We start from the raw sequence: 21,115 nt of genomic DNA on the forward strand, positions 1-21,115 counted from the left end.
TAGGGGGGAAGCGAAATGCAAAAGTTTATTGCATTCATGGAGAAATATATCGTTCCTGTCGCTGGTAAAATCGGATCGCAACGTCACTTAGCTGCGATCCGTGACGGATTTATTGCAGTTATGCCACTTATTTTAGTTGGTGCATTGGCATCACTAATTAATGGTTTTCCATCTGAAGCTTTCCAAGATTTCATGAAAGGTTTGTTTGGTGAAACGTGGAAACAAGTTGGCGGTGGAATGTGGACTGGTTCTTTCGCGATTCTAGCACTAATCATAGCATTTACAACAAGTTATAACTTAGCAAAATCTTACGGCGTTGATGGTTTGTCAGCAGGTATTATTTCATTTGGTGCGTTAATTATTCTTACGCCAACAACACCGAAAGAAGGCGGATTGAACTTAGCTTGGACAGGCGCACAAGGGCTATTCGTAGCAATTATTGTGGCACTCCTTGTTACTGAAGTATTCCGTTTCTTTGTACAAAGAAACATTACTTTTAAAATGCCTGATGGAGTACCACCAGCAGTTTTAAGATCTTTCGCAGCTATAGTTCCAGCATTTGTTATCTTAACAGTAGTTGCAGGTATTCAATTAGCAGTGAAATTAGCTGGTACAAGTGTTCATGAATTTATCTTTAATACGATTCAATCACCACTACAAAGTTTAGCAGGGACATTACCAAGTGCAATTATCATTGTAATCCTTGTTCATCTTCTTTGGTTCCTCGGTTTACATGGTCCAAATATCGTTGGTGGTATTATTGAGCCATTATACTTACCGGCATTAGAGGAAAACATGAAGTTATTCAAAGGTGGTACATCTGCATTTGATGTTCCAAACATTGTTACAAAACCATTCTTTGATACTTTCGTATATCTTGGTGGTTCTGGTGCAACATTAGCGTTCTTAGTAGTTGTGTTACTTGTAGCGAAAAGTGCACAATTACGCGGTGTATCTCGTTTATCAATTGGTCCTGGTGCATTTAACATTAACGAACCAGTAATCTTTGGTACACCAATTATTTTAAACCCAGTTTTATTCTTACCGTTTATCATAACACCAATTGTATTAGTAATTACTTCTTATACAGCTATATCTATTGGCTGGGTACCAAAAACAGTTGGGATAATTCCATGGGCAACACCACCAATTATTAGTGGTTATCTTATAACAGGTGGACATCTTTCAGGTGCAATTCTACAGTTATTCAACTTTGTAATTGCGATGGTAATCTATTATCCATTCGTTGTATTATGTGACCGTTCAGTTGTTCGTACTGAAAAAGAAGCAGCACAAGGTAATAGTAATTCTTTACCTATGTAACATAGTAATTGTTCTCATAGACAACGATACCTGTGAGAACAATTACCTTTATATCATGTTCAAAAAGATGAAAAACATCTATATGAACACTAAACTATCATTAACAAATTCATACTTTAATAGACATGTTCAAACTGAAGGGGTATTTAAATCGGTTGAACCTTATAGAGAGGGCGGTAATTATGATGACTACAGCAGAACAAATTCCATTCCAATTGATTTTAAATAGTGGTAACGCACGAAGCTTTGCGATGGAGGCACTTCAATTTGCCAAACAGGGGAAAATGGTAGAAGCAGATGAAGCGATGGTAAAGGCGAAAGAAGCGATTAATGAAGCGCATCATTTCCAAACAGAGCTCATACAATCAGAAGCAAGAGGAGAAAAAACAGAGGTTAGTGTTCTTTTAATTCACGCACAAGATCATTTAATGAATGCGATTACAGTGAAAGAATTAGCAGCAGAGTTTATCGATCTTTATAAAAAGCTTGAAGCGAAAGGGGAATAAAGCATGACTGGAATTAAAATTGCTACAATCGGCGGTGGATCTAGTTATACACCAGAGTTAATTGAAGGATTTATTAAACGTTATGATGAGCTTCCTGTTCGTGAAATTTGGTTAGTAGATATTGAGGCAGGAAAAGAAAAGTTAGAAATTGTTGGTAACTTAGCGAAACGTATGGTGAAAAAATCTGGTTTACCAATCGAGGTACATTTAACACTTGATCGCCGTGAGGCATTAAAAGATGCAGACTTCGTAACAACACAACTTCGCGTTGGTTTATTAGAAGCACGTGCAAAAGATGAAGCAATCCCATTAAAATATGATGTAATCGGTCAGGAAACGAATGGTCCTGGTGGTTTATTCAAAGCACTGAGAACGATTCCTGTTATTTTAGATATTTGTAAAGATATGGAGGAGCTTTGTCCGAATGCATGGCTAATTAACTTTGCGAACCCAGCTGGTATGGTAACAGAAGCTGTCCTTCGTTATACAAATATTCAAAGAGTAGTTGGTCTATGTAACGTTCCAATCGGAATCCGCATGGGTCTTGCAAGATTACTTGAAGTAGATGCAAGTCGTGTCCACGTTGATTTTGCAGGTTTAAATCATATGGTATACGGACTAGATGTATACTTAGATGGCGTAAGTGTAATGGATCGTGTGTTAGAGCTTGTAACAGATCCGGAAAAGCAAATTACGATGGAAAATATCGCAGCGCTTAACTGGGAACCAGACTTTATTCGCGGCCTTCGTGCAATTCCATGTCCATATCATCGTTATTACTACAAAACACGTGAAATGTTAGAAGAAGAAAAAGAAGCTTCTGTTGAAAAAGGTACACGTGCAGAAGTAGTAAAACAATTAGAAAATGATTTATTTGAGTTATATAAAGACCCGAAATTAGATATTAAACCACCACAATTAGAAAAACGTGGCGGCGCTTATTATAGTGACGCAGCATGTAGCTTAATTACGTCTATTTACAACAATAAAGGTGATATCCAGCCTGTTAATACACGAAACAACGGAACAATTGCAAGCTTACCAGATGATTCTGCTGTTGAAGTGAACTGTATTATTACGAAAGAAGGTCCAAAACCAATTGCGGTCGGAGATCTTCCAGTACCAGTTCGCGGTTTAGTACAGCAAATTAAATCATTTGAGCGCACAACAATTGAAGCTGCTGTTACAGGTGATTATCATAAAGCGCTGCTCGCTATGACAATCAATCCACTTGTACCATCAGATACAGTTGCAAAACAAATTTTAGATGAAATGTTGGAAGCACATAAAGAATATCTTCCGCAGTTCTTCAAAAAGGTAGAGAAGTAAAAGCGGCGCTATTTAGCCCGCTTTTTTTATTCTATCCCACTTTAATGGGCAGTAAGACCACTACCTCAAAATCCAGCGAAAACAAAGAAATTAGGTGGGGGATCAACTGCCCATAAAAGTCCGATTGGTTCAACTAATAATCAGTGGGGGGGGAGAAAACCCCCCACTGATTAAAGTTTCACTTTATTAGGAGGTATTACGATGATTAAGTTAATTGTAAACGCAGATGATTTTGGTCTTACAGAAGGTACAAATTACGGCATTATTGATGGGCATATAAACGGACTTGTAAATTCAACGACGATGATGATGAATATGCCAGGAACAGAGCATGCGGTACGCTTAGCCAAAGAGTATGAAACGCTAGGAGTAGGAGTACATCTTGTATTAACGGCAGGAGAACCACTTCTTGGAGACGTACCATCACTTGTAAGTAGCGATGGATTGTTTCATAAACAAGGTGTCGTAAGGGAAGGAAATATAAATCCAGAAGAAGTTGAGAGAGAGTGGACTGCTCAAATTGAGAAATTCCTATCTTACGGATTAACACCAACTCATTTAGATAGTCATCATCATGTGCATGGTTTACCGATTTTACATGATGTTCTTGAGAGATTAGCGGCTACATATAATGTTCCGATTCGTCGTTGTGAGGAAGATAGAGCGGTGCGCCCATTTTCTGATGTGTTTTACAGTGACTTTTATGCGGATGGTGTGACGGAAGATTACTTTGTGAAGTTAAAAGAAAGAGTACAAGGTGAACAAACGGTAGAAATTATGGTTCATCCAGCTTATATTGATCCAGAGCTTGTGAAGCGTTCTTCTTACGTAATGGATCGTGTGAAGGAATTGCGTATTTTAACAGAGAGCGAATTACCAGAAGGAATAGAGCTTGTGAAGTTTTAATAGAAAAACGACGGCTACATCATGCCGTCGTTTTTTATTTATAAAATGGATAGAGCATATCCGCCAAATGCCCCGAGTATAACGATAACCCAAGGTGGTGTTTTCCAAAAAGCGAGCAAGCAAAATAGAAGAGATGCAAAAACAAAATCTACAGCGTTCATAATTGTGCTTGTCCAAATAGGATCATAAAAAGCTGCTAGTAAAATACCGACAACAGCTGCATTGACTCCAAGTAGTGCGCCTTGTATGAATGATATTTTTCTCACGCTGTTCCAAAATGGTAAAACACCAATAACGAGTAAGAAAGCAGGGAAGAAAATTGCAATTGTTGCGAGTAATGCCCCAAGCGTCCCGTTTAACACTGCTCCTATATAAGAGGCGAATGTAAACAGTGGTCCTGGTACTGCTTGTGTTAATCCGTATCCAGCTAGGAACTGTTCTTTCGTCATCATTCCGTTTTGTACGAACTCACCTTCAAGAAGAGGCAGCACGACATGTCCTCCTCCAAATACAAGTGCGCCAGAGCGATAGAAACTATCAAATAAAGCGATGTAATAAGAGAACGGTCTTAATATTGGTAGCAGTAGTAATAGTCCAAAGAATAAGACGAGACAAGAAACTGCTATCTTTTTTGAAATAGGTACTTTTATATGTTGAGATTGGCTAATTGGTTGGTTGCGATATAACAACCAGCCGATAAAGCCACATATTATGATGAGGGTGACTTGTGTCCAACTACTTGGCCATAATAAGGCGATTGCGGCAGTTACAATCGCAATCGTTGCACGATTTCGATCTGGAGTTAACTTCCGCGCCATTCCCCATATGGCATGAGCGACAATAGCGACTGCTACAAGTTTTAGTCCATGAATCCAGCCAGCACTTCCAAGATCGAACTGATTAAGGAATGAGGCGAAGAAAACCAAAACAAGCACAGACGGTAAAGTGAATCCAATCCATGAAATAATAGCTCCTAATAGCCCGCCCCGTAATAATCCAACCCCCATACCGACTTGACTGCTGGCAGGACCGGGAAGGAATTGACATAGTGCTACTAAATCTCCATAGCTTCGTTCATTCATCCATTTTCTTTTTTGCACGTACTCGTGGTGGAAATAGCCGAGATGAGCGACAGGACCGCCGAATGAAGTAAGTCCTAATTTAAATGAGACGAGAAAAATCTCTAATAATGTATGAAAAGTGTATTTGTTAGTTTTCAATGGAACCTCCTATAATGTTTTTCTATGTGCATTATACAAGAGACTTTCAATCTACAGGAACAATTACAATGTAAAGATTTTGTGAATCTTTTCTTTGTAATTAAAATTGAAAAAGTCATAAATGATTATGTCTAAACCATAAAGTAGTAGAAGTAGTGCTGGGAAATTTATATAAGGAGAATGCCTTATGACAACACATTTCTTTGCCAGGTTAACAGGTAAGAGGGAAGTGCCTCCTGTAAATACAGAAGCTTTTGGGGTAGCAGAGTTTATTTTTAGTGATGATTTAACGAAATTGCATTACAGAGTAATACTAAAAAATATAGAAAAGGTTACATCGTGTCAAATTCATTTAGGGAAGTCTACTCAAATTGGTCCTGTTGTTTTATATTTGTATGGTCCACTAGAGCAAGGGATTAGCTTGAACGAGGGAAGCATTACTGGTGTAGTGAATGTGGAGGATTTTGAGGGACCTTTACAAGGGAAATCATTTGTACATTTACTTCAAGAAATTATTCAAGCAAATGTATATGTTAATGTTCATACGAAATCACAAAAAAGAGGAGAAATAAGAGGGCGAGTTAGAAAAGTAAAGAAATAGAGGAAAAGGCTGTCCATATGTTGGAACAGCCTTTTCTTCTTAATATAAGGTGCTAGTTTTAGTGATTATTGTCGGTAAAGCGATATATTTTGAAAATCGCTGATATAACTCGCGTTACGGTCGATATTTTTAAAAACTGCCTCGATTAATTTTTCGCAGGCTGATTTTTAATAAAGAAGTCCATAACGTAAAACACTTCGTCATCAGGTATTTGTATTTCAAATGTATTTTCAATTGGTTGCAATGCTTTTTTTACTTTCATATACATCCAGTATTCATCTTGTCTTCTTTTCTCTTTATCAGGGTGAGGAAGAAGGTTTTCTCCTTTTTGAAGACGGTCAACCATACAGCTCATATGCAGAATAACACCCATTAAGCTATCAGGAGTTAGCTGTAAGGAAATTAATTCTTGAATTGTATTTAATGCGTAACGAATTGTTTTGATAAGTAATGCTCCATCGTTACGCTGCATTTGTTGTTCAAGAATATCCGCCATTTTTGCATATGTTTCTTCATACGTAATTAATTCTTGAATGGGCTGAATTGCTGTGTAGTTTACGATGTCTTGGAAATGATATGTTAAGCATGGCACTTGCACATCGAAATTCGTGACAATACAAATGATGTTACGCTCTTTTTTTATGTTCTCGATCATTTTCGTTAAATCTTTTTCATGGACGATACTAATCGGAATAATTTCAATTAAGTCTTTATCAAATCGTAAATAATTCTCTAACATTTTTTGAATAGCTAAAGCACTTCCTTCACCAGTTAAACAAGCTGTTAAAATAACAGATTTCATTGGAGAGAGAGGTTTTTTCTTTTCTTCTTGTACGTTTAAGTAAAACGGTGTTAAATTTTTTACTGTTTCATATAGCGCATCTAATGAATAACCGAGCTGAGCTTTTCGAGCTGCTTCCAGTGCATGTGGTGTGCTCGTCATCGAGAGAACACGTACAGGGATTTTGAACTCCGTTTCTAATATGTCACCGATATAAGCAAGTGACCCCATATCGACAAGTAAGAGAAGCCCATTTACATTTTGTAGTGTTTTCATATATACTTTCACACGTTCCAAGAAATCTTTCGGTGATTCATGTAACGGCATATCAATACCGGTTACTTCCTCAATGCCGAGAAGTTCGTTTGCAACGTTTGCCATTTCAGTTGCGATGCCATTACCGTGTGCTAATATTAATACTTTTACTTCTGTTTGTGAGGCAGGAATTGGATCAACAACGAAGAACATTGTTAAAAAGCCAGCTTCATCAATAGGCATTGTTATTTGTAACTCTTCTTCCAGTAGTTGAATGCCTTGCATAGCTACGGAAAAGGCTTTTTTATATTTCGTACGAATTTGATTTAATTGTGGGTGATGTATTTGTTTGCCGCTTTGTAAACGTTGTAGAGTTGTCTGTACATGTAAACTTAAAGCGAGAAATACTTTTTCATCAAACGTCTTAGATAAGTGCTTTTCCGCAAGTTCCGCTATTTTTTCACATACGGAAACGATATTACGATCCACAATTTTAAAAACATTTTCATGGCTTGTTTTTTTTGATATTTGGTTAAAATATTGTACGAAAAAGCTTTGAACATCATTTTCTATTAGTAATTCTAATTCTTCCTCTTCAATACCGCGTGCTTGAAGTTCTTCGTATTTATAATCAATATAATCGTAAATAGAAGAGCGTTTTTCATCTTCTGTTTTATGATTACTCCAACCTTCATCACCTGTAAATACAAACGTTTCATTTGGTATTTGGTATAAGTGACGGCTCTTTCTTTCGATGAACAGCCCCTCTTTCATATACCAAGGTAAGTCTGTACTTGAAACATAGACAGAATCACGTTTCTTTGTTACGAATTCAGAATAGGCTTTCGCACAGGCGATCTGTACATCCGTTTTTAATTGACCGATGTTATTGGGACAATTGTAAAAGACGAAAGCACGCATTGCATTCGGACTAACGTGAATTTCTTTTCGCAGACGAATTGCTTCATTTGTAAAAAATAGTTGTAGTAAAGCAAAGCGCTCTTTATGTGTACGCTCACGAAGTGGTGGCAGCGTGATAGTCATCGGTATACGTCTTGTAAATGTTTTTAATAAAAATGAATTTGGTTCTTCTGTTGTTGCAGTAATGATTAATACTTGTGCTTTACGCTCGTTTTCTGTTTCTCCAAGGCGGCGATATACTCCGCGGTCAATAAAGGTGAAAAGCATTTCTTGGCCTTCTGGAGGCAGGCGATGTACTTCATCTAAGAAGAGAATCCCTTCATGAGCTTTTTCAATTAACCCTTTTTGATCACTTGCACCTGTGTAAGCTCCTTTTTTAATTCCAAATAACTGTCCAAGTAGTAGCTGTGGATTATTTGCATAATCAGCGCAGTTAAAGACGATAAATGGTGCATTTTTAGGAAGTTGTTCAACTTCAATTGCATATTCGTGCATTAAAGAAGCAAACATAGACTTTCCGACTCCTGTTTCTCCGAGCAGTAAAGTATGCATACCGTTTGGAGGATAGAGCATAGAAGCTTTCGCTTTTTCAATTGCGATTTTAAGGCTTGTATTTTCAATTGCAAATGTATCTAATGAAGTCACTTCTTTTGAATGCGTTTCCAACAAAGCGTTCGTTTCTATATAAAAACGAACGGGACGCGTATTTGTTTTTAATAAACGTTTATCTTTTACAAGTTTGTTTAAGTCGCTACTTACATTGGCGCGATCTAGTTGCAGAAAGGTAGCGAGTTCTGATGCGGTTACACCTTCTGTATAATTGCCTTTTTGTATTGCGTTAAAAATGAGATCTATTCGTTTCATTTCTATTCACCTCGAAACTTCATCACTATTTAAAATTTTACACAAAAACGGGAAGGGTGGGAAGAGAAAAATAAAACAGCTTTAGCACATAGGCACTAAAGCTGTTACAATCTTGTGTCTTTCCAAAAATTTACCTTGAGATGAGAAGAAGGATTATAGGGAAGAAGTTTGTATCCTTGTGACTGTAAATAATCAATTACTTTTGGCAGTATTTGTACGGTTACACTCGAATCATGCATTAAAATGACTTCTACTTGTTCATCACTTTGATTACGTACTCTTTCGAGTATGGCAGAAGGATTGTCATAGCTTTTCCAGTCGTATGTATCGATTGTCCAATCCCACATTTTATACTGGGCCGATACAAGTGCGTCACGGTAATTCTTTTTTAAGTAAGGCATACTACCATATGGAACGCGAACGAGATGTGTATTTAATTTCGTAACTTGCTGGACAATGCTTTGTGTTTGCTCCATTTCTGCAATTAAAGTGGAAGGGTCACCAGTGTAAAGGCGTTTTACATCATGTGACATGCTGTGGAGACCGATATAATGTCCTTCTTTAATTAATCTTTGCATCGTTTTTGTGTAATGTGGCACTTTTCCGCCAATAACAAAGAAAGTTGCTTTTCCGTTCTTTTCTTTTAAGATGTTTAAAATTTGTGTAGTATATTTGTTTGGCCCGTCATCAAATGTTAAGTACGCAATTTTTTGTGTAGGAGAGGTCGTTTCAGTATTTGGATGATATTCAGCAGGAATAACAGTTGTTGCTTCAGTATTAGATGATGCGTACATAGTAATGGTCAAAAATAAAATAATACATTGCAATACTCGCTTGATCATAACATTCACCCTCAGTTTGACAATCAAGATGTAAAAAGAAAACTTGATACGTTTCTTATTATGTATATCTTTCTCCAATAGAGGAACTCTCAAACAATCTATATTTTGGAAATATAAAATAAGGAATAAAAAATAGCATCCTCTTATAAGAAAGAGGATGCTATTTGAATATTTCATAATGGTAAAGGCTATACTACAATTAGTCTTCGCGTTTTTTCACTTTTTTATAAAAGGAAATAATTGGTTTGTAGCGTTCATGTACAAGCCCGATTATTTCAGCAATGATTTCTGTGAAGAAAATCAAAGCGAAAAGAAGAATAATGGATAACCATAATGTTGCACTAGTGAAAATAATGGCATTTACACTAAAGAAAATACCGAATGCGTATATAATTAGTACCGTTTTGCGATGAGAGAATCCCATTGCAAGTAAGCGGTGATGTAAATGCGATTTATCTGGTGCTGAAATAGGTTTTTTATTTACGATACGACGGATGATTGCAAATATCGTATCAAATATAGGTACACCTAAAATGATAATTGGAACGATAAAACTGAATAACGTTACACTTTTGTATAATCCAAGTAACGATATAACAGAAATACAGTATCCTAAAAATAGTGCTCCTGTATCTCCCATGAAAATTTTTGCTGGATGGAAGTTGTAGAATAAAAATCCAATTGTACTTGCTAATATAATTAATGCAAGTGGCAATATAATAGCTGTTCCAGTACCCCATGGACTAGTGAAGGCCATATATGCTAGCGTTGCAAGTACGATAGATGAAATCCCCGCAGATAATCCATCTAAGCCGTCAATTAAGTTGATTGCATTCGTAATACCTACAAGCCAAAATACTGTAATTGGATAAGCAAGCCATCCAAGTTCAGTATCCCCAAGGAATGGGATATATAATACTTGCACTAATAATCCACTTTTTACAATCATAATGGCAACTAACAGTTGTCCACCGAATTTTACTCTCGCAGATAACTCGTACATATCATCTAAAATTCCGATGATTACAATGATAATCGCACCTAGCGTTATCGATAACATTCTTTGCTCATATAAGCCGCCAACAACAAATCCTACAGCTACACCGATAAAGATTGCTAACCCGCCAAGACGAGGCATAATCTTTTGGTGCACTTTACGTGCGTTTGGCTTATCTGTCGCTCCTATTTTAAAAGCTAATTTAATAACTAAAGGAGTAACGACGAGTACAGTGATGAAAGATGCCAAAATGGCATAAATCACTTGTGAGTCCATTAATACCCCACCCTTTATAGTCTAACGTAATTTTTTTTTTTGAAAATATATTTATCTGAAAATTATGATGTTTATTTACAGGCTCATAACATATGGTATCACAAAAAGATTAGAATTCAATCTTTTTTTCTTTTTACGCTTAATGGAAGCGGATAGAATATATGACAATTGTATATAGAATGTTGAATCATATAAGAAGGTTAATCGTACTGGACTTTGGAATATGACATTTCCTCTTTTTCTTCAATAGTGAATACTTTTATTTCAGTATTATAAGTGTTACACGTAGAAATGAGTAAGTCTCGTGTTAAAATGTGGGAATTTATCTGGAGTGAGCTGGTAGCTGGCTTCCCAATGATTAAGTTGCACTTTATATTATAGTGCATTTAATTTTACAAAAACTTTAAAAAGAATGAGGGAAGTAATTCATATAATGAAAAAGGAAAAGAGTTTTCTCATTTTTAATGTGAGAGGGGGAAGCACAGGGAGAATTCTATATTTCATATCTTTTCTATTGTATATTCCTGTGCGAAAAGGAAATGAAAATTACGATAGTAGGTACTGGATATGTTGGATTGATTACAGGAGTAGGATTGGCAAAGTTGGGGCATTCAGTTACATGTTTTGATATAGATGATGAGAAAATTGAACGGATAAAACAAGGGGATTTACCTATTTATGAGGTTAGATTACATGAATTAATAAATCATGCATATGAGAATAATGCTTTAACTTTCACATCAAATAAAGAAGAGGCGTTTGAGGATGTAGAGTTTATATTTATTGCAGTTGGAACACCACCTTTATTAGATGGGACGGCGGATTTAACGTATATTCAGAGTGCTTGTAATGATATTGGAGTATATGCGACGAACGATATTATTGTTGTTACGAAAAGTACAGTTCCAGTAGGTACAAATGATGTAATGAAAGGATGGATTGAGGAGGAGTTAAAGGGGAGATATACATTACATATCGTATCGAATCCAGAGTTTTTGCGTGAAGGTTCAGGTATTTATGATTTCTTTCATGGAGATCGTATTGTAATTGGAGCAGATAGTGAGGAAGTAGCAAGAAGAGTAGAGAGTTTGTATAGCGAATTACGCTTAGAAACGTATGTTACAGATATTAAAAGTGCAGAGATGATTAAATACGCGTCGAATGCCTTTTTAGCTACAAAGATTAGTTTCATTAATGAAATTTCAAATATATGTGAGAAGGTAGGCGCAAATGTACTGGATGTTGCTAAAGGGATGGGAATGGATAAGAGAATTGGTGCATCTTTTTTAAATGCGGGTATTGGATACGGGGGATCATGTTTTCCAAAAGATACGAAAGCGCTGGTGCAAATTGCGGGAAATGTTGCTCATGATTTTCGTTTGTTAAAAGCGGTTATTGAAGTAAATAATAAGCAACAACTGCTATTGATTGAAAAAGCGAAAAAAGTCATGAACATGAATAAAAAGCGGATTGCAGTTCTTGGCGCATCCTTTAAACCAAATACGGATGATATTAGAGAGGCACCATCTCTTATTATAATAGAAGCACTAATTAATATAGGTGCAGATATTGTTCTTTACGACCCAAAAGCAATTCAATATGTGAAAAATATATTTGGAGATGCTATACAATATAGCAATTGTATAGATGAATCGATTAGAGATGCGAGTGCGGTTTTTATCGTAACAGAATGGGAAGATATTCAAACTTATCCGTTAGAAAAGTACGTACAACTTATGAGGGAGCCTATTTTATTTGATGGGAGAAATTGTTATACTGATGAAGATGTTAAGAAACAAAAGATAGATTATTACTCGGTGGGAAGAAAAAGTATTTGTAATAGAAAAGTTTCTGTTATACGTTAAAAAGGGATATACTCATGCCTATTTTTATATGTCATAATAGAAGCTGTAATTAGTGAAAGAAAAGAGGCAATCACATGACTGAACGTTTAAAAGTAATGACAATTTTCGGGACACGTCCAGAAGCAATTAAAATGGCACCTCTTGTATTAGAGTTGCAAAAACACCCAGAAAAAATTGAATCGATTGTGACTGTAACAGCACAACATCGCCAAATGTTAGACCAAGTATTAAGTATCTTTGGAATTACGCCAGATTTCGATTTAAATATCATGAAAGATCGCCAAACTTTAATTGATGTTACAACGCGTGGCTTAGAAGGTTTGGATAAAGTAATGAAAGAAGCGAAGCCGGATATTGTACTTGTACATGGTGATACAACAACAACATTTATTGCAAGCTTAGCTGCTTTTTATAATCAAATTCCAGTAGGTCATGTTGAGGCGGGCCTTCGTACGTGGGATAAGTATTCTCCATACCCAGAAGAGATGAATCGTCAATTAACAGGTGTAATGGCGGATCTTCATTTCTCACCGACAGCAAAATCAGCAACGAACTTACAGAAGGAAAATAAAGATGAATCACGTATTTTCATCACAGGAAATACAGCGATTGATGCGCTGCAAACGACTGTAAAAGAAACATATAGTCATCCTGTACTAGAGAAACTTGGAAATGATCGTCTTGTACTTATGACAGCTCATCGTCGTGAAAACTTAGGTGAACCGATGCGTAACATGTTCCGTGCAATTAAGCGTCTTGTTGATAAGCATGAAGATGTACAAGTTGTATACCCTGTTCATATGAACCCTGTCGTTCGTGAAATAGCAAATGAAATTTTAGGTGAACATAACCGTATTCATTTAATTGAGCCGCTAGATGTAATTGATTTCCACAATGTTGCAGCTCGTTCATACTTAATGTTAACGGATTCTGGTGGTGTACAAGAAGAAGCTCCATCACTTGGTGTACCAGTTCTTGTTCTTCGTGATACAACAGAGCGCCCTGAAGGTATTGAAGCAGGTACGCTGAAATTAGCAGGAACAGACGAAGAGACAATCTTTGGTCTTGCTGATGAGTTGTTATCAGATAAAGAAGCTCATGATAAGATGGCGAAAGCATCTAACCCTTACGGTGATGGTCGTGCATCAGAGCGTATTGTAGAAGCAATTTTACAACACTTTAATAAGTAAATAAAAAAGGCCCAATCGGATAGATTGGGCCTTTTTGCTACGGCTGATTGCGCATAATCCACTCCGCATGAGCATTTGTAGAAGGTGGCGGATCAGTTGGTGTTTTATTTTGGTTTGTTTCTTTTTTTGTTTGTTCGTTAGAATTTGAACTTGAACTTGAATTTGAATCAGGATTTGAGTTGTTTTTTGTAGTTGGATTTTTTGCTTTTTCTCCTAATTCTTTTTCAATTTCGTTACGCACCGTTTCTATACTGATTGGATCTGGAAGGAAGTAATAAATACCGCCTATTTTTTTGTCTTCACCTTCAAGCTTTAACGTTTGCATTGTAGAAGGATCAAATCCAGAAAGTTTATTGTAAAGAGCAAGTCCGTCTGAAATAGGAATGTCGGTTTTTATATATTTTCCAACGACAGCTGTTAAATCTTTAATTTTAAATACAGTAGAAGTGGAGTTTAGTTTATGAGCAACAGCGGCTAGTAATTGTCTTTGTCTAGCAGCTCGACCATAATCGCCATTTGGATCTTGCTTTCGCATACGTACATAAGCAAGTGCTTCTTCACCGTTTAAGTTTTGCTGTCCTTGCTTAAATTGGATTTTTTTGTAGTAATCGACGTCAGATCGCTCCCAGAAATCGAAGGGTACGTCAACGGTAACGCCGCCAACAGCATCAACGATACCTTTAAAGCCTTGGAAATCAATTTTAAGATAATGGTCTACAGGAACTTTTAGAAAGCCTTCGACAGTTTTGATTGCCATTTCTTCTCCGCCGTAAGCATGGGCAGCGTTAATTTTGTCTTCTTTATTTTTGCCAACAATTTTAACTCGAGAATCACGAGGAATACTCATAAGTGAAATCTTTTGTGTTTTTGGATTGACTGTTGCAAACATTAATGAGTCTGTACGACCATTTTGACCGTCTGTCGCATAATCTTCTATACCCATAATGAGAATTGTAAAAGGTTCCTTTGTAATTTCTACATCTTTATTTCTTAAATCCGATTTTTCACGAGTAAAACCACTATACATCCCCATAAGAGAAGAGTAAGAATTTAACACATAAACTCCTATACTGCCAAATAAAAATGCGAAAATAAGGAAGAAGAAAAGTTTCCTTCTTCGCTTCTTTTTTATTCTGCTATTTTGGAGATGATAATAACGTTCTTCCATATATAATCTCCTTAGTTCGTTAGTTCATTTGTAGGGAAGTAATTCACTACATTAATCTTTGAATGTGATAAATAGGTTATGCTTAGATAACATCTTGTTCTAAGTACAGCATATCTCCTTCTATAATTGTACATTTCCCGTTTGTTAATTCAATCATCCAATCTGTAAATGCTTGTTTGCCGTCTTCTTCTACATACGTATCAAATGTGACATTTTCTAGATAATGTATATCTTTAATGGCATATTTTGAATTACGTAATTCATTTTCCACTTTGCCAAGTAATGTGTAATCAATCTCGGTTTGCATCACACGCATTAGTTTTCGCTGGACAACACCGACATGATTAATGCCCTCGCTTGTACACTTTCCATATGCACGAATTAATCCACCTGCGCCAAGTTTAATGCCACCAAAATAGCGTGTTACGACAACAACGGTATCTTTTAGTCCACGTTTTTTAAGTACCTCTAACATTGGTACGCCAGCTGTACCGCTAGGCTCGCCGTCATCATTTGCTTTTTGAATATGGTCTTGTTCGCCAATTAAATAAGCGGAACAATTGTGTGTTGCATTCCAATGTTGTTTTTTTATTTTTTGTATAAATGCTTGAGCCTCTTCCTCAGTCGTTGCTCGGCTAATATAACAAATAAATCTTGATTTTTGAATGACGATTTCGTGTTCGCCGTAGTCTTTGATTGTAAAATATTGTAATAGCACTTGTGTACGCCCCTATCTATCAAAATGACTAGTACTTTCCATTTTAAAAGCGAGCCTTTTTATATTCAAACATTTTTTCTAAATATGCTGAAGTTTTTGGTGAGTATTTTATCTTTTTGTTGTAATTTGTCGAGATGGTAGGTATAATTTCAACCGGCATTTTCATGTATGGATGCACCATTTGTAGTTTTCGTGTAAAATTAGGAAATAAAACTTTTTATAAGGCAGGTACGAAAATGAAAATAGCTATTGTTACTGATAGTACGGCATATATACCGAAGCAAATTCGTGATGAACTCAATATATATATGATTCCATTAAACGTTGTGTTTGGAACAGAATCTTATCAAGAAGAAGCTGAAATTTCAGCAGATGATTTTTATGTGAAAGTACGTGAACAAGAGGAACTTCCAAAAACTTCTCAACCAGCAATCGGAAAGTTTGTTGAGCTATATGAAGAACTAGCTAAAGATTATGATGCAGTTATTAGTATTCACCTATCAAGTGGAATTAGTGGTACATATCAAACATCAACGACAGCTGGACAGATGGTAGAGGGTATTGATGTGTACACGTATGACTCTGAAATTAGTTGTGAAGTACAAGGATTTTATGTGCGTGAAGGTGCAAAGTTAGCAAGTGAAGGAAAGAATCCAAAAGAGATTATCGCTCGTTTTGATGAAATGAAGAAAACAATGGACGCCTATTTTGTAGTTGATGATTTACATCATTTACAGCGTGGTGGTCGATTGAATAGCGCACAAGCTTTCATCGGCAGTCTGTTACAAGTGAAGCCAGTTTTATATTTTAGAGATAAAATCATTATTCCGTTTGAAAAGATTCGTACACGTAAAAAAGCATTAAAACGTATCATTGAAATTTTTGATGAGCAAGCAAGTAAAGGTGTACCTATGGAAGCAGTTATCATTCATGCACAACGTGAAGAAGAAGCGAATGAATGGAAGAAAGAATTAGAAGCAAAATATCCTCACGTCACAATTCGTACAGGTTATTTTGGAGCTGTAATTGGTACGCACTTAGGTGAAGGTGCATTAGGTCTTGGATGGTATACGAAGTAATAAAGATATAAAAAGCTCTCTTTTTAAGAGGGTTTTTTTACGGGTATGTTACGTTTAGTTGACAAGTTAATATTTGGAAATGGTAAAATGTACGTAAAATAAAATAATGAGGAAAGTTTTATAACTTACTTTTTACAAGAAACTATATTATAATGGAAGAGAGGTGAAACATATGGAGCATAATTCTTGTTTATGTCCAAAGTTTGAGTCAGCTTTTACTCTGCTTAGTAAGAAGTGGACTGGCTTAATTATTAAATCTTTGCTTGAAGAGTCGAAACGTTTTAGAGAAATCGCAGATATTATCCCAAATATGAGCGATCGTATGTTGTCAGAGCGTTTGAAGGAATTGGAAAGCGAGGGCATTGTAGTTCGTAATGTCTATCCAGAAGTACCAGTTCGAATCGAGTATGGCTTAACTGACAAGGGAAAAGCGTTAGAAAGTGTTATGGATGAGGTCCAAAATTGGGCTGAGAAATGGATGAAGTAGCATTTCATTTCTATTCGTATATTTAATAAAACGTAAGGGATTCCTTACGTTTTTTCTTTGTTTATAGAAGTAAGAAAAGTATATAAATTTCTACACACACATACAAAAATATACGAATTTTGCACTATAGTCACATATAATATTACATTTGTTTTACAAAAACGTAACATTAGCAAAAAAAATCCCGAATTATGGTATAAATTTTATAGGTTATATACGGAAAAAGAAAAAAGAAAGCGGTGTAAAAAATAAAATGAAAAAGCTAAAAATGACATCTTGCGCATTAGTTGCAGGGTTAATGTTTTCAGGGCTAACACCAAATGTATTTGCAGAAGATAAAATTTCTGACGTGAAATCACAAATTAATACACAAAATGACACTTTACATAAACAACAACAAGAACGTGATGAATTACAAAAACAAATGAATGACTTAAACAAAACAATTCAAGGTTTAGATAAATCTGTTCAAGAGAATGCTGCAAAGCTTGATGAAACAACGAAAAAAGTTTCTGATACTGAGCAATTAATTGAAAAGAAAAATAAAGATATTGCAGAATTACAAACAAAGATTGCAAAACGTGAAGAGCTATTAAGAAAGCGTTTAGTTGCACTTCAAGAACAACCAAATACGAACGTTGTAACAGAAGTTCTTGTAAACTCTAAAAACGTTGCAGATTTAGTTGATCGTTTAACTTCTGTTTCTAAAATTCTTGAGTCTGATGAAGATATCATGAAAACACAACAAGAAGATCAAGCTAGTGTGAAAAAAGATGTTGCAACGGTAAAAGAGAAACAAAAAGAATTAAAAGAAGCACAAGCTCAAATTGAAACTGCTAAGAAAGAACTTGACGCTGAAAAAGAGAAAAAAGCAACAGCGGTAAACGATTTAAGCAGTAAAATGGATACAGTTGTAACTTCAATGACAAGTACGGAAGGTCAATTGAAAGAGCTTGAGAAACAAGCGTTACAATTACAACGCATTGCAGAAGAAGAAGCACAAGCAAAAGCTGCACAAGAAGCTGCTGCTCAAAAACAAGCAGAGCAAGCTGCTAAAGCTGCGCAAGCTCAGCCAGCACAAGCACCTGCAGAGCAAGCTGCACCAGCAAACAATGGTGGACAAGCTAAAAAAGAAGAGCCTAAAAAAGAGGAACCAAAAAAAGAAGAGCCTAAGAAAGAAGCACCTAAACAAGAAGAGAAAAAGCCAGCTTCAAATGTGGGTGGCGTAATTGGTAAAGCGCAAAGCTACTTAGGTTTACCATATGTTTGGGGTAGTGCATCTCCATCAAACGGTGGTTTTGACTGTAGTGGATTCATTTCTTACATTTTTGGTGTAGGTCGTCAAGACGTTAATGGTTACTGGAACTCAGTTTCTAAAGTAAGTAGCCCACAACCAGGAGACTTAGTATTCTTCCAAGGTACTTACAAAGCAGGCCCATCTCACATCGGTATTTACGTTGGTAATGGCCAAATGATCCATGCTAGCGATAAAGGAATTGCGTACGGTGATATTAACAGTTCGTATAACAAAAAACATTTCTTAGGATACGGTCGATTCTAGGATTTATAAAAGAATAAAACATGTGTATAAAGTCGATAGCTTACTATTCTATAAGTAGGTTATCGGCTTTTTTGAGTTTTTACGAGATGATGAGAAAGGTTTATAGTAGTGCTGGAGGTGGTATGAATGCTTGCTGGAAAACAGTTGCTATTAGAAGAACTCTCTTCAGATTTACGGAAAGAATTAAGTGATTTGAAAAAGAAGGGAGAAGTCGCATGTGTACAAGGCATAACAAAGAAGGCTTCTAAATATATATGTCAGCGCTGCGGAAATATAGAGCAGCGATTATTTGCATCATTTTTATGTAAAAGGTGCAGTAAAAGATGCACGTATTGCCGGAAGTGCATCACGATGGGGAGAGTTAGTGAATGTACTGTACTCGTTCGTGGGATTCAGGAAAGAAAGGAAGAAAGAGAGTTAAATCAGTTGCAGTGGAAAGGGGTTTTGTCTACCGGTCAGGAGTTGGTGGCGCAAGGTGTTATAGAAGCTATTAAGCAGAAAGAATCTTTCTTTATTTGGGCTGTATGCGGGGCTGGGAAAACAGAGATGTTGTTTTACGGAATTAACGAAGCGCTTCAAAAAGGGGAAAGAGTTTGTATCGCAACGCCGAGAACGGATGTTGTTCTAGAATTAGCACCGAGATTGCAAGAAGTATTTCCATATATAAAGGTAGCGGCTTTATATGGAGGGAGTGTGGATAAAGAAAAAGATGCAGTACTAGTGGTTGCGACTACGCATCAGTTATTACGTTATTATAGGGCATTCCATGTCATGGTTGTAGATGAAATAGATGCTTTTCCATATTGTGTAGATCAAATGTTACAGTACGCGGTAAAACAAGCGATGAAAGAAAGAGCGGCGCGTATTTATTTAACTGCGACTCCAGATGAAACGTGGAAGCGAAAACTTAGAAAAGGTAAACAAAAAGGTGTTATTGTTTCTGGACGATATCACCGTCATCCCTTGCCAGTTCCTTTATTTTGTTGGTGCGGGAATTGGAAAAAAAACCTCATTCATAAAAGAATTCCTCGAGTTTTACTACAGTGGTTACAAACATACTTAAATAAAAAATTCCCTATTTTTTTATTCGTCCCCCATGTGCGATATATAGAAGAAATAAGCTTGTTGTTAAAACCATTAAACAATCGAATTGAAGGTGTACATGCAGAAGATCCGGGGAGAAAAGAAAAAATAGCGGCTTTCAGAAACGGAGAAATCCCATTATTAGTTACAACGACAATTTTAGAGCGAGGCGTAACGGTGAAAAATTTGCAAGTCGCAGTTTTAGGGGCGGAAGAAGAAATATTCTCAGAAAGTGCACTCGTACAAATTGCGGGTCGAGCAGGGCGGAGCTCTGAAGCGCCGTATGGAGAGGTTATTTATTTTCACTATGGTAAGACAGAAGCGATGGTGCGCGCGAAAAAACATATTCAAGGTATGAATAAAAATGCGGAAGAACAAGGATTGATTGATTAATGCATTGTTTACTTTGTGATGAGTGTTTTGTAGAAAAGGTTAGTTGGTACAATTTTTTTGTAAAGTGTCATAGAAAATATATATGTGATAGATGTGAACAGAAACTTTCCTATATTATAGGAGAAATTTGCATGGAATGTGGGCGACCTTTAGAATTTGTTTCTACCTCATTTCAAGAAGACGGTATTTGTATAGATTGTATAAGGTGGATGAAAGAGGAGAAGTATCGTTCTTTTAAAAACCGTTCGTTATACATGTATGATGATGGGATGAAAGAAATAGTAGCGCAGTTTAAGTTTCGGGGGGATGCAGAGTTAGTTCGCATTTTTTATCGCCCGTTTCGAAATTTATTTCAAAATTATTTTGCCAATGTTTCAACCGTTATAGCTGTTCCGCTTAGTAAGGAAAGGGAAGTTGAACGTGGTTTTAATCAAGCTGAGTTATTAGCAACTTGTTTGCCTGTCAAAATTTCTTATCCATCATTAAGAAGAAGGGAAACAGAAAAGCAAAGTAAGAAGACACGTAAAGAAAGGGTGTCAGGAAGCAATCCTTTTTATTTTCAGGGAGAAGAGATGTTTTCTGGACAACATATTTTACTCGTTGATGACGTGTATACGACAGGAATTACAGTTAGGCAAATCGGAAGTTTGTTATATGAGAGAGGGGCAAGGGAAGTATCTAGTTTGACACTTTGTAGAAGTTAATATGGCAGTGTCGAAAGGGATAATAAAAAGGCGATAAGTCTTCTTT

General features: G+C 36.3%; 18 protein-coding genes. 12 read left to right on the top strand and 6 right to left on the bottom strand.

What is annotated here, in order from left to right; all coding sequences use genetic code 11:
- Nucleotides 1-15: 15 nt before the first annotated feature.
- The 4 genes from celB to chbG all read left to right on the top strand — a co-directional run bounded on the left by celB (nucleotide 16) and on the right by chbG (nucleotide 4,064).
- A complete protein-coding gene (celB, locus tag ACTFRH_RS19810; RefSeq protein ID WP_001168819.1) occupies nucleotides 16-1,323 on the top strand; it encodes a PTS cellobiose transporter subunit IIC in 1,308 nt (435 codons plus the stop codon).
- Nucleotides 1,324-1,505: 182 nt separating this feature from the next.
- A complete protein-coding gene (locus ACTFRH_RS19815) occupies nucleotides 1,506-1,829 on the top strand; it encodes a PTS lactose/cellobiose transporter subunit IIA (protein ID WP_000989059.1) in 324 nt (107 codons plus the stop codon).
- 3 nt (nucleotides 1,830-1,832) lie between these two features.
- Nucleotides 1,833-3,158: a 6-phospho-beta-glucosidase gene (celF, locus tag ACTFRH_RS19820; RefSeq protein ID WP_000145759.1), complete on the top strand. Its 1,326-nt coding sequence runs from the start codon at nucleotides 1,833-1,835 to the stop codon at nucleotides 3,156-3,158.
- Between the two features lie 201 nt (nucleotides 3,159-3,359).
- Nucleotides 3,360-4,064 carry a chitin disaccharide deacetylase gene (gene chbG / locus ACTFRH_RS19825; RefSeq protein ID WP_000593462.1) on the top strand — a complete coding sequence of 235 codons (705 nt, stop codon included), beginning with the start codon at nucleotides 3,360-3,362 and terminating at the stop codon, nucleotides 4,062-4,064.
- Nucleotides 4,065-4,102: 38 nt separating this feature from the next.
- On the opposite strand, the gene ACTFRH_RS19830 is transcribed toward chbG, so the two are convergent.
- The gene (locus ACTFRH_RS19830) at nucleotides 4,103-5,284 is read right to left on the bottom strand and encodes a chromate transporter (RefSeq protein ID WP_000856218.1); all 1,182 of its coding nucleotides are present in this window, start codon (nucleotides 5,282-5,284) and stop codon (nucleotides 4,103-4,105) included.
- 187 nt (nucleotides 5,285-5,471) lie between these two features.
- On the opposite strand from ACTFRH_RS19830, the gene exsM reads away from it, so the two are divergent.
- Nucleotides 5,472-5,885, top strand: coding sequence for an exosporium regulatory protein ExsM (exsM, locus tag ACTFRH_RS19835; protein WP_000207046.1), 414 nt, complete (start codon nucleotides 5,472-5,474; stop codon nucleotides 5,883-5,885).
- Nucleotides 5,886-6,030: 145 nt separating this feature from the next.
- On the opposite strand, the gene ACTFRH_RS19840 is transcribed toward exsM, so the two are convergent.
- From ACTFRH_RS19840 to ACTFRH_RS19850, 3 genes are all read right to left on the bottom strand, one after another.
- Nucleotides 6,031-8,706: a PRD domain-containing protein gene (locus ACTFRH_RS19840; protein ID WP_000820959.1), complete on the bottom strand. Its 2,676-nt coding sequence runs from the start codon at nucleotides 8,704-8,706 to the stop codon at nucleotides 6,031-6,033.
- Between the two features lie 104 nt (nucleotides 8,707-8,810).
- Nucleotides 8,811-9,548 (bottom strand): polysaccharide deacetylase family protein, encoded by a 738-nt coding sequence (locus tag ACTFRH_RS19845; RefSeq protein ID WP_000597185.1) that lies wholly within the window; start codon nucleotides 9,546-9,548, stop codon nucleotides 8,811-8,813.
- 199 nt (nucleotides 9,549-9,747) lie between these two features.
- Nucleotides 9,748-10,821: a glycosyltransferase family 4 protein gene (locus ACTFRH_RS19850; RefSeq protein ID WP_000378319.1), complete on the bottom strand. Its 1,074-nt coding sequence runs from the start codon at nucleotides 10,819-10,821 to the stop codon at nucleotides 9,748-9,750.
- Nucleotides 10,822-11,360: 539 nt separating this feature from the next.
- Here ACTFRH_RS19850 and ACTFRH_RS19855 point away from each other — a divergent pair.
- The gene (locus ACTFRH_RS19855) at nucleotides 11,361-12,686 is read left to right on the top strand and encodes a UDP-glucose dehydrogenase family protein (protein ID WP_000704922.1); all 1,326 of its coding nucleotides are present in this window, start codon (nucleotides 11,361-11,363) and stop codon (nucleotides 12,684-12,686) included.
- Nucleotides 12,687-12,760: 74 nt separating this feature from the next.
- A complete protein-coding gene (wecB, locus tag ACTFRH_RS19860; RefSeq protein ID WP_000140145.1) occupies nucleotides 12,761-13,876 on the top strand; it encodes a non-hydrolyzing UDP-N-acetylglucosamine 2-epimerase in 1,116 nt (371 codons plus the stop codon).
- 37 nt (nucleotides 13,877-13,913) lie between these two features.
- Here the strand turns inward: wecB and ACTFRH_RS19865 are convergent, their stop codons facing one another.
- The gene (locus tag ACTFRH_RS19865; RefSeq protein WP_000392790.1) at nucleotides 13,914-15,044 is read right to left on the bottom strand and encodes an LCP family protein; all 1,131 of its coding nucleotides are present in this window, start codon (nucleotides 15,042-15,044) and stop codon (nucleotides 13,914-13,916) included.
- An 82-nt stretch (nucleotides 15,045-15,126) separates the two neighbouring features.
- Nucleotides 15,127-15,762 carry a YigZ family protein gene (locus ACTFRH_RS19870; RefSeq protein ID WP_000926663.1) on the bottom strand — a complete coding sequence of 212 codons (636 nt, stop codon included), beginning with the start codon at nucleotides 15,760-15,762 and terminating at the stop codon, nucleotides 15,127-15,129.
- Between the two features lie 236 nt (nucleotides 15,763-15,998).
- On the opposite strand from ACTFRH_RS19870, the gene ACTFRH_RS19875 reads away from it, so the two are divergent.
- The 5 genes from ACTFRH_RS19875 (at nucleotide 15,999) to ACTFRH_RS19895 (ending at nucleotide 21,069) form a co-directional block, all read left to right on the top strand.
- Nucleotides 15,999-16,841: a DegV family protein gene (locus ACTFRH_RS19875; RefSeq protein ID WP_000684725.1), complete on the top strand. Its 843-nt coding sequence runs from the start codon at nucleotides 15,999-16,001 to the stop codon at nucleotides 16,839-16,841.
- A gap of 172 nt (nucleotides 16,842-17,013) precedes the next feature.
- Nucleotides 17,014-17,328, top strand: a complete 315-nt coding sequence (locus ACTFRH_RS19880) for a winged helix-turn-helix transcriptional regulator (protein ID WP_000400857.1) — start codon at nucleotides 17,014-17,016, stop codon at nucleotides 17,326-17,328.
- A 148-nt stretch (nucleotides 17,329-17,476) separates the two neighbouring features.
- A complete protein-coding gene (locus tag ACTFRH_RS19885) occupies nucleotides 17,477-18,889 on the top strand; it encodes a C40 family peptidase (RefSeq protein ID WP_003303410.1) in 1,413 nt (470 codons plus the stop codon).
- 126 nt (nucleotides 18,890-19,015) lie between these two features.
- On the top strand, nucleotides 19,016-20,365 hold the full coding sequence (gene comFA, locus ACTFRH_RS19890) for an ATP-dependent helicase ComFA (RefSeq protein WP_000879435.1): 1,350 nt from the start codon (nucleotides 19,016-19,018) through the stop codon (nucleotides 20,363-20,365).
- The gene (locus tag ACTFRH_RS19895) at nucleotides 20,365-21,069 is read left to right on the top strand and encodes a ComF family protein (RefSeq protein WP_033690030.1); all 705 of its coding nucleotides are present in this window, start codon (nucleotides 20,365-20,367) and stop codon (nucleotides 21,067-21,069) included. Before comFA ends, ACTFRH_RS19895 begins: the two co-directional genes overlap by 1 nt.
- The last annotated feature ends 46 nt before the right edge of the window (nucleotides 21,070-21,115 follow it).

The sequence above is a fragment of the Bacillus cereus group sp. MYBK216-1 genome (genome assembly GCF_051916495.1).
GTDB classification, from domain to species: Bacteria; Bacillota; Bacilli; order Bacillales; family Bacillaceae_G; genus Bacillus_A; species Bacillus_A thuringiensis_K.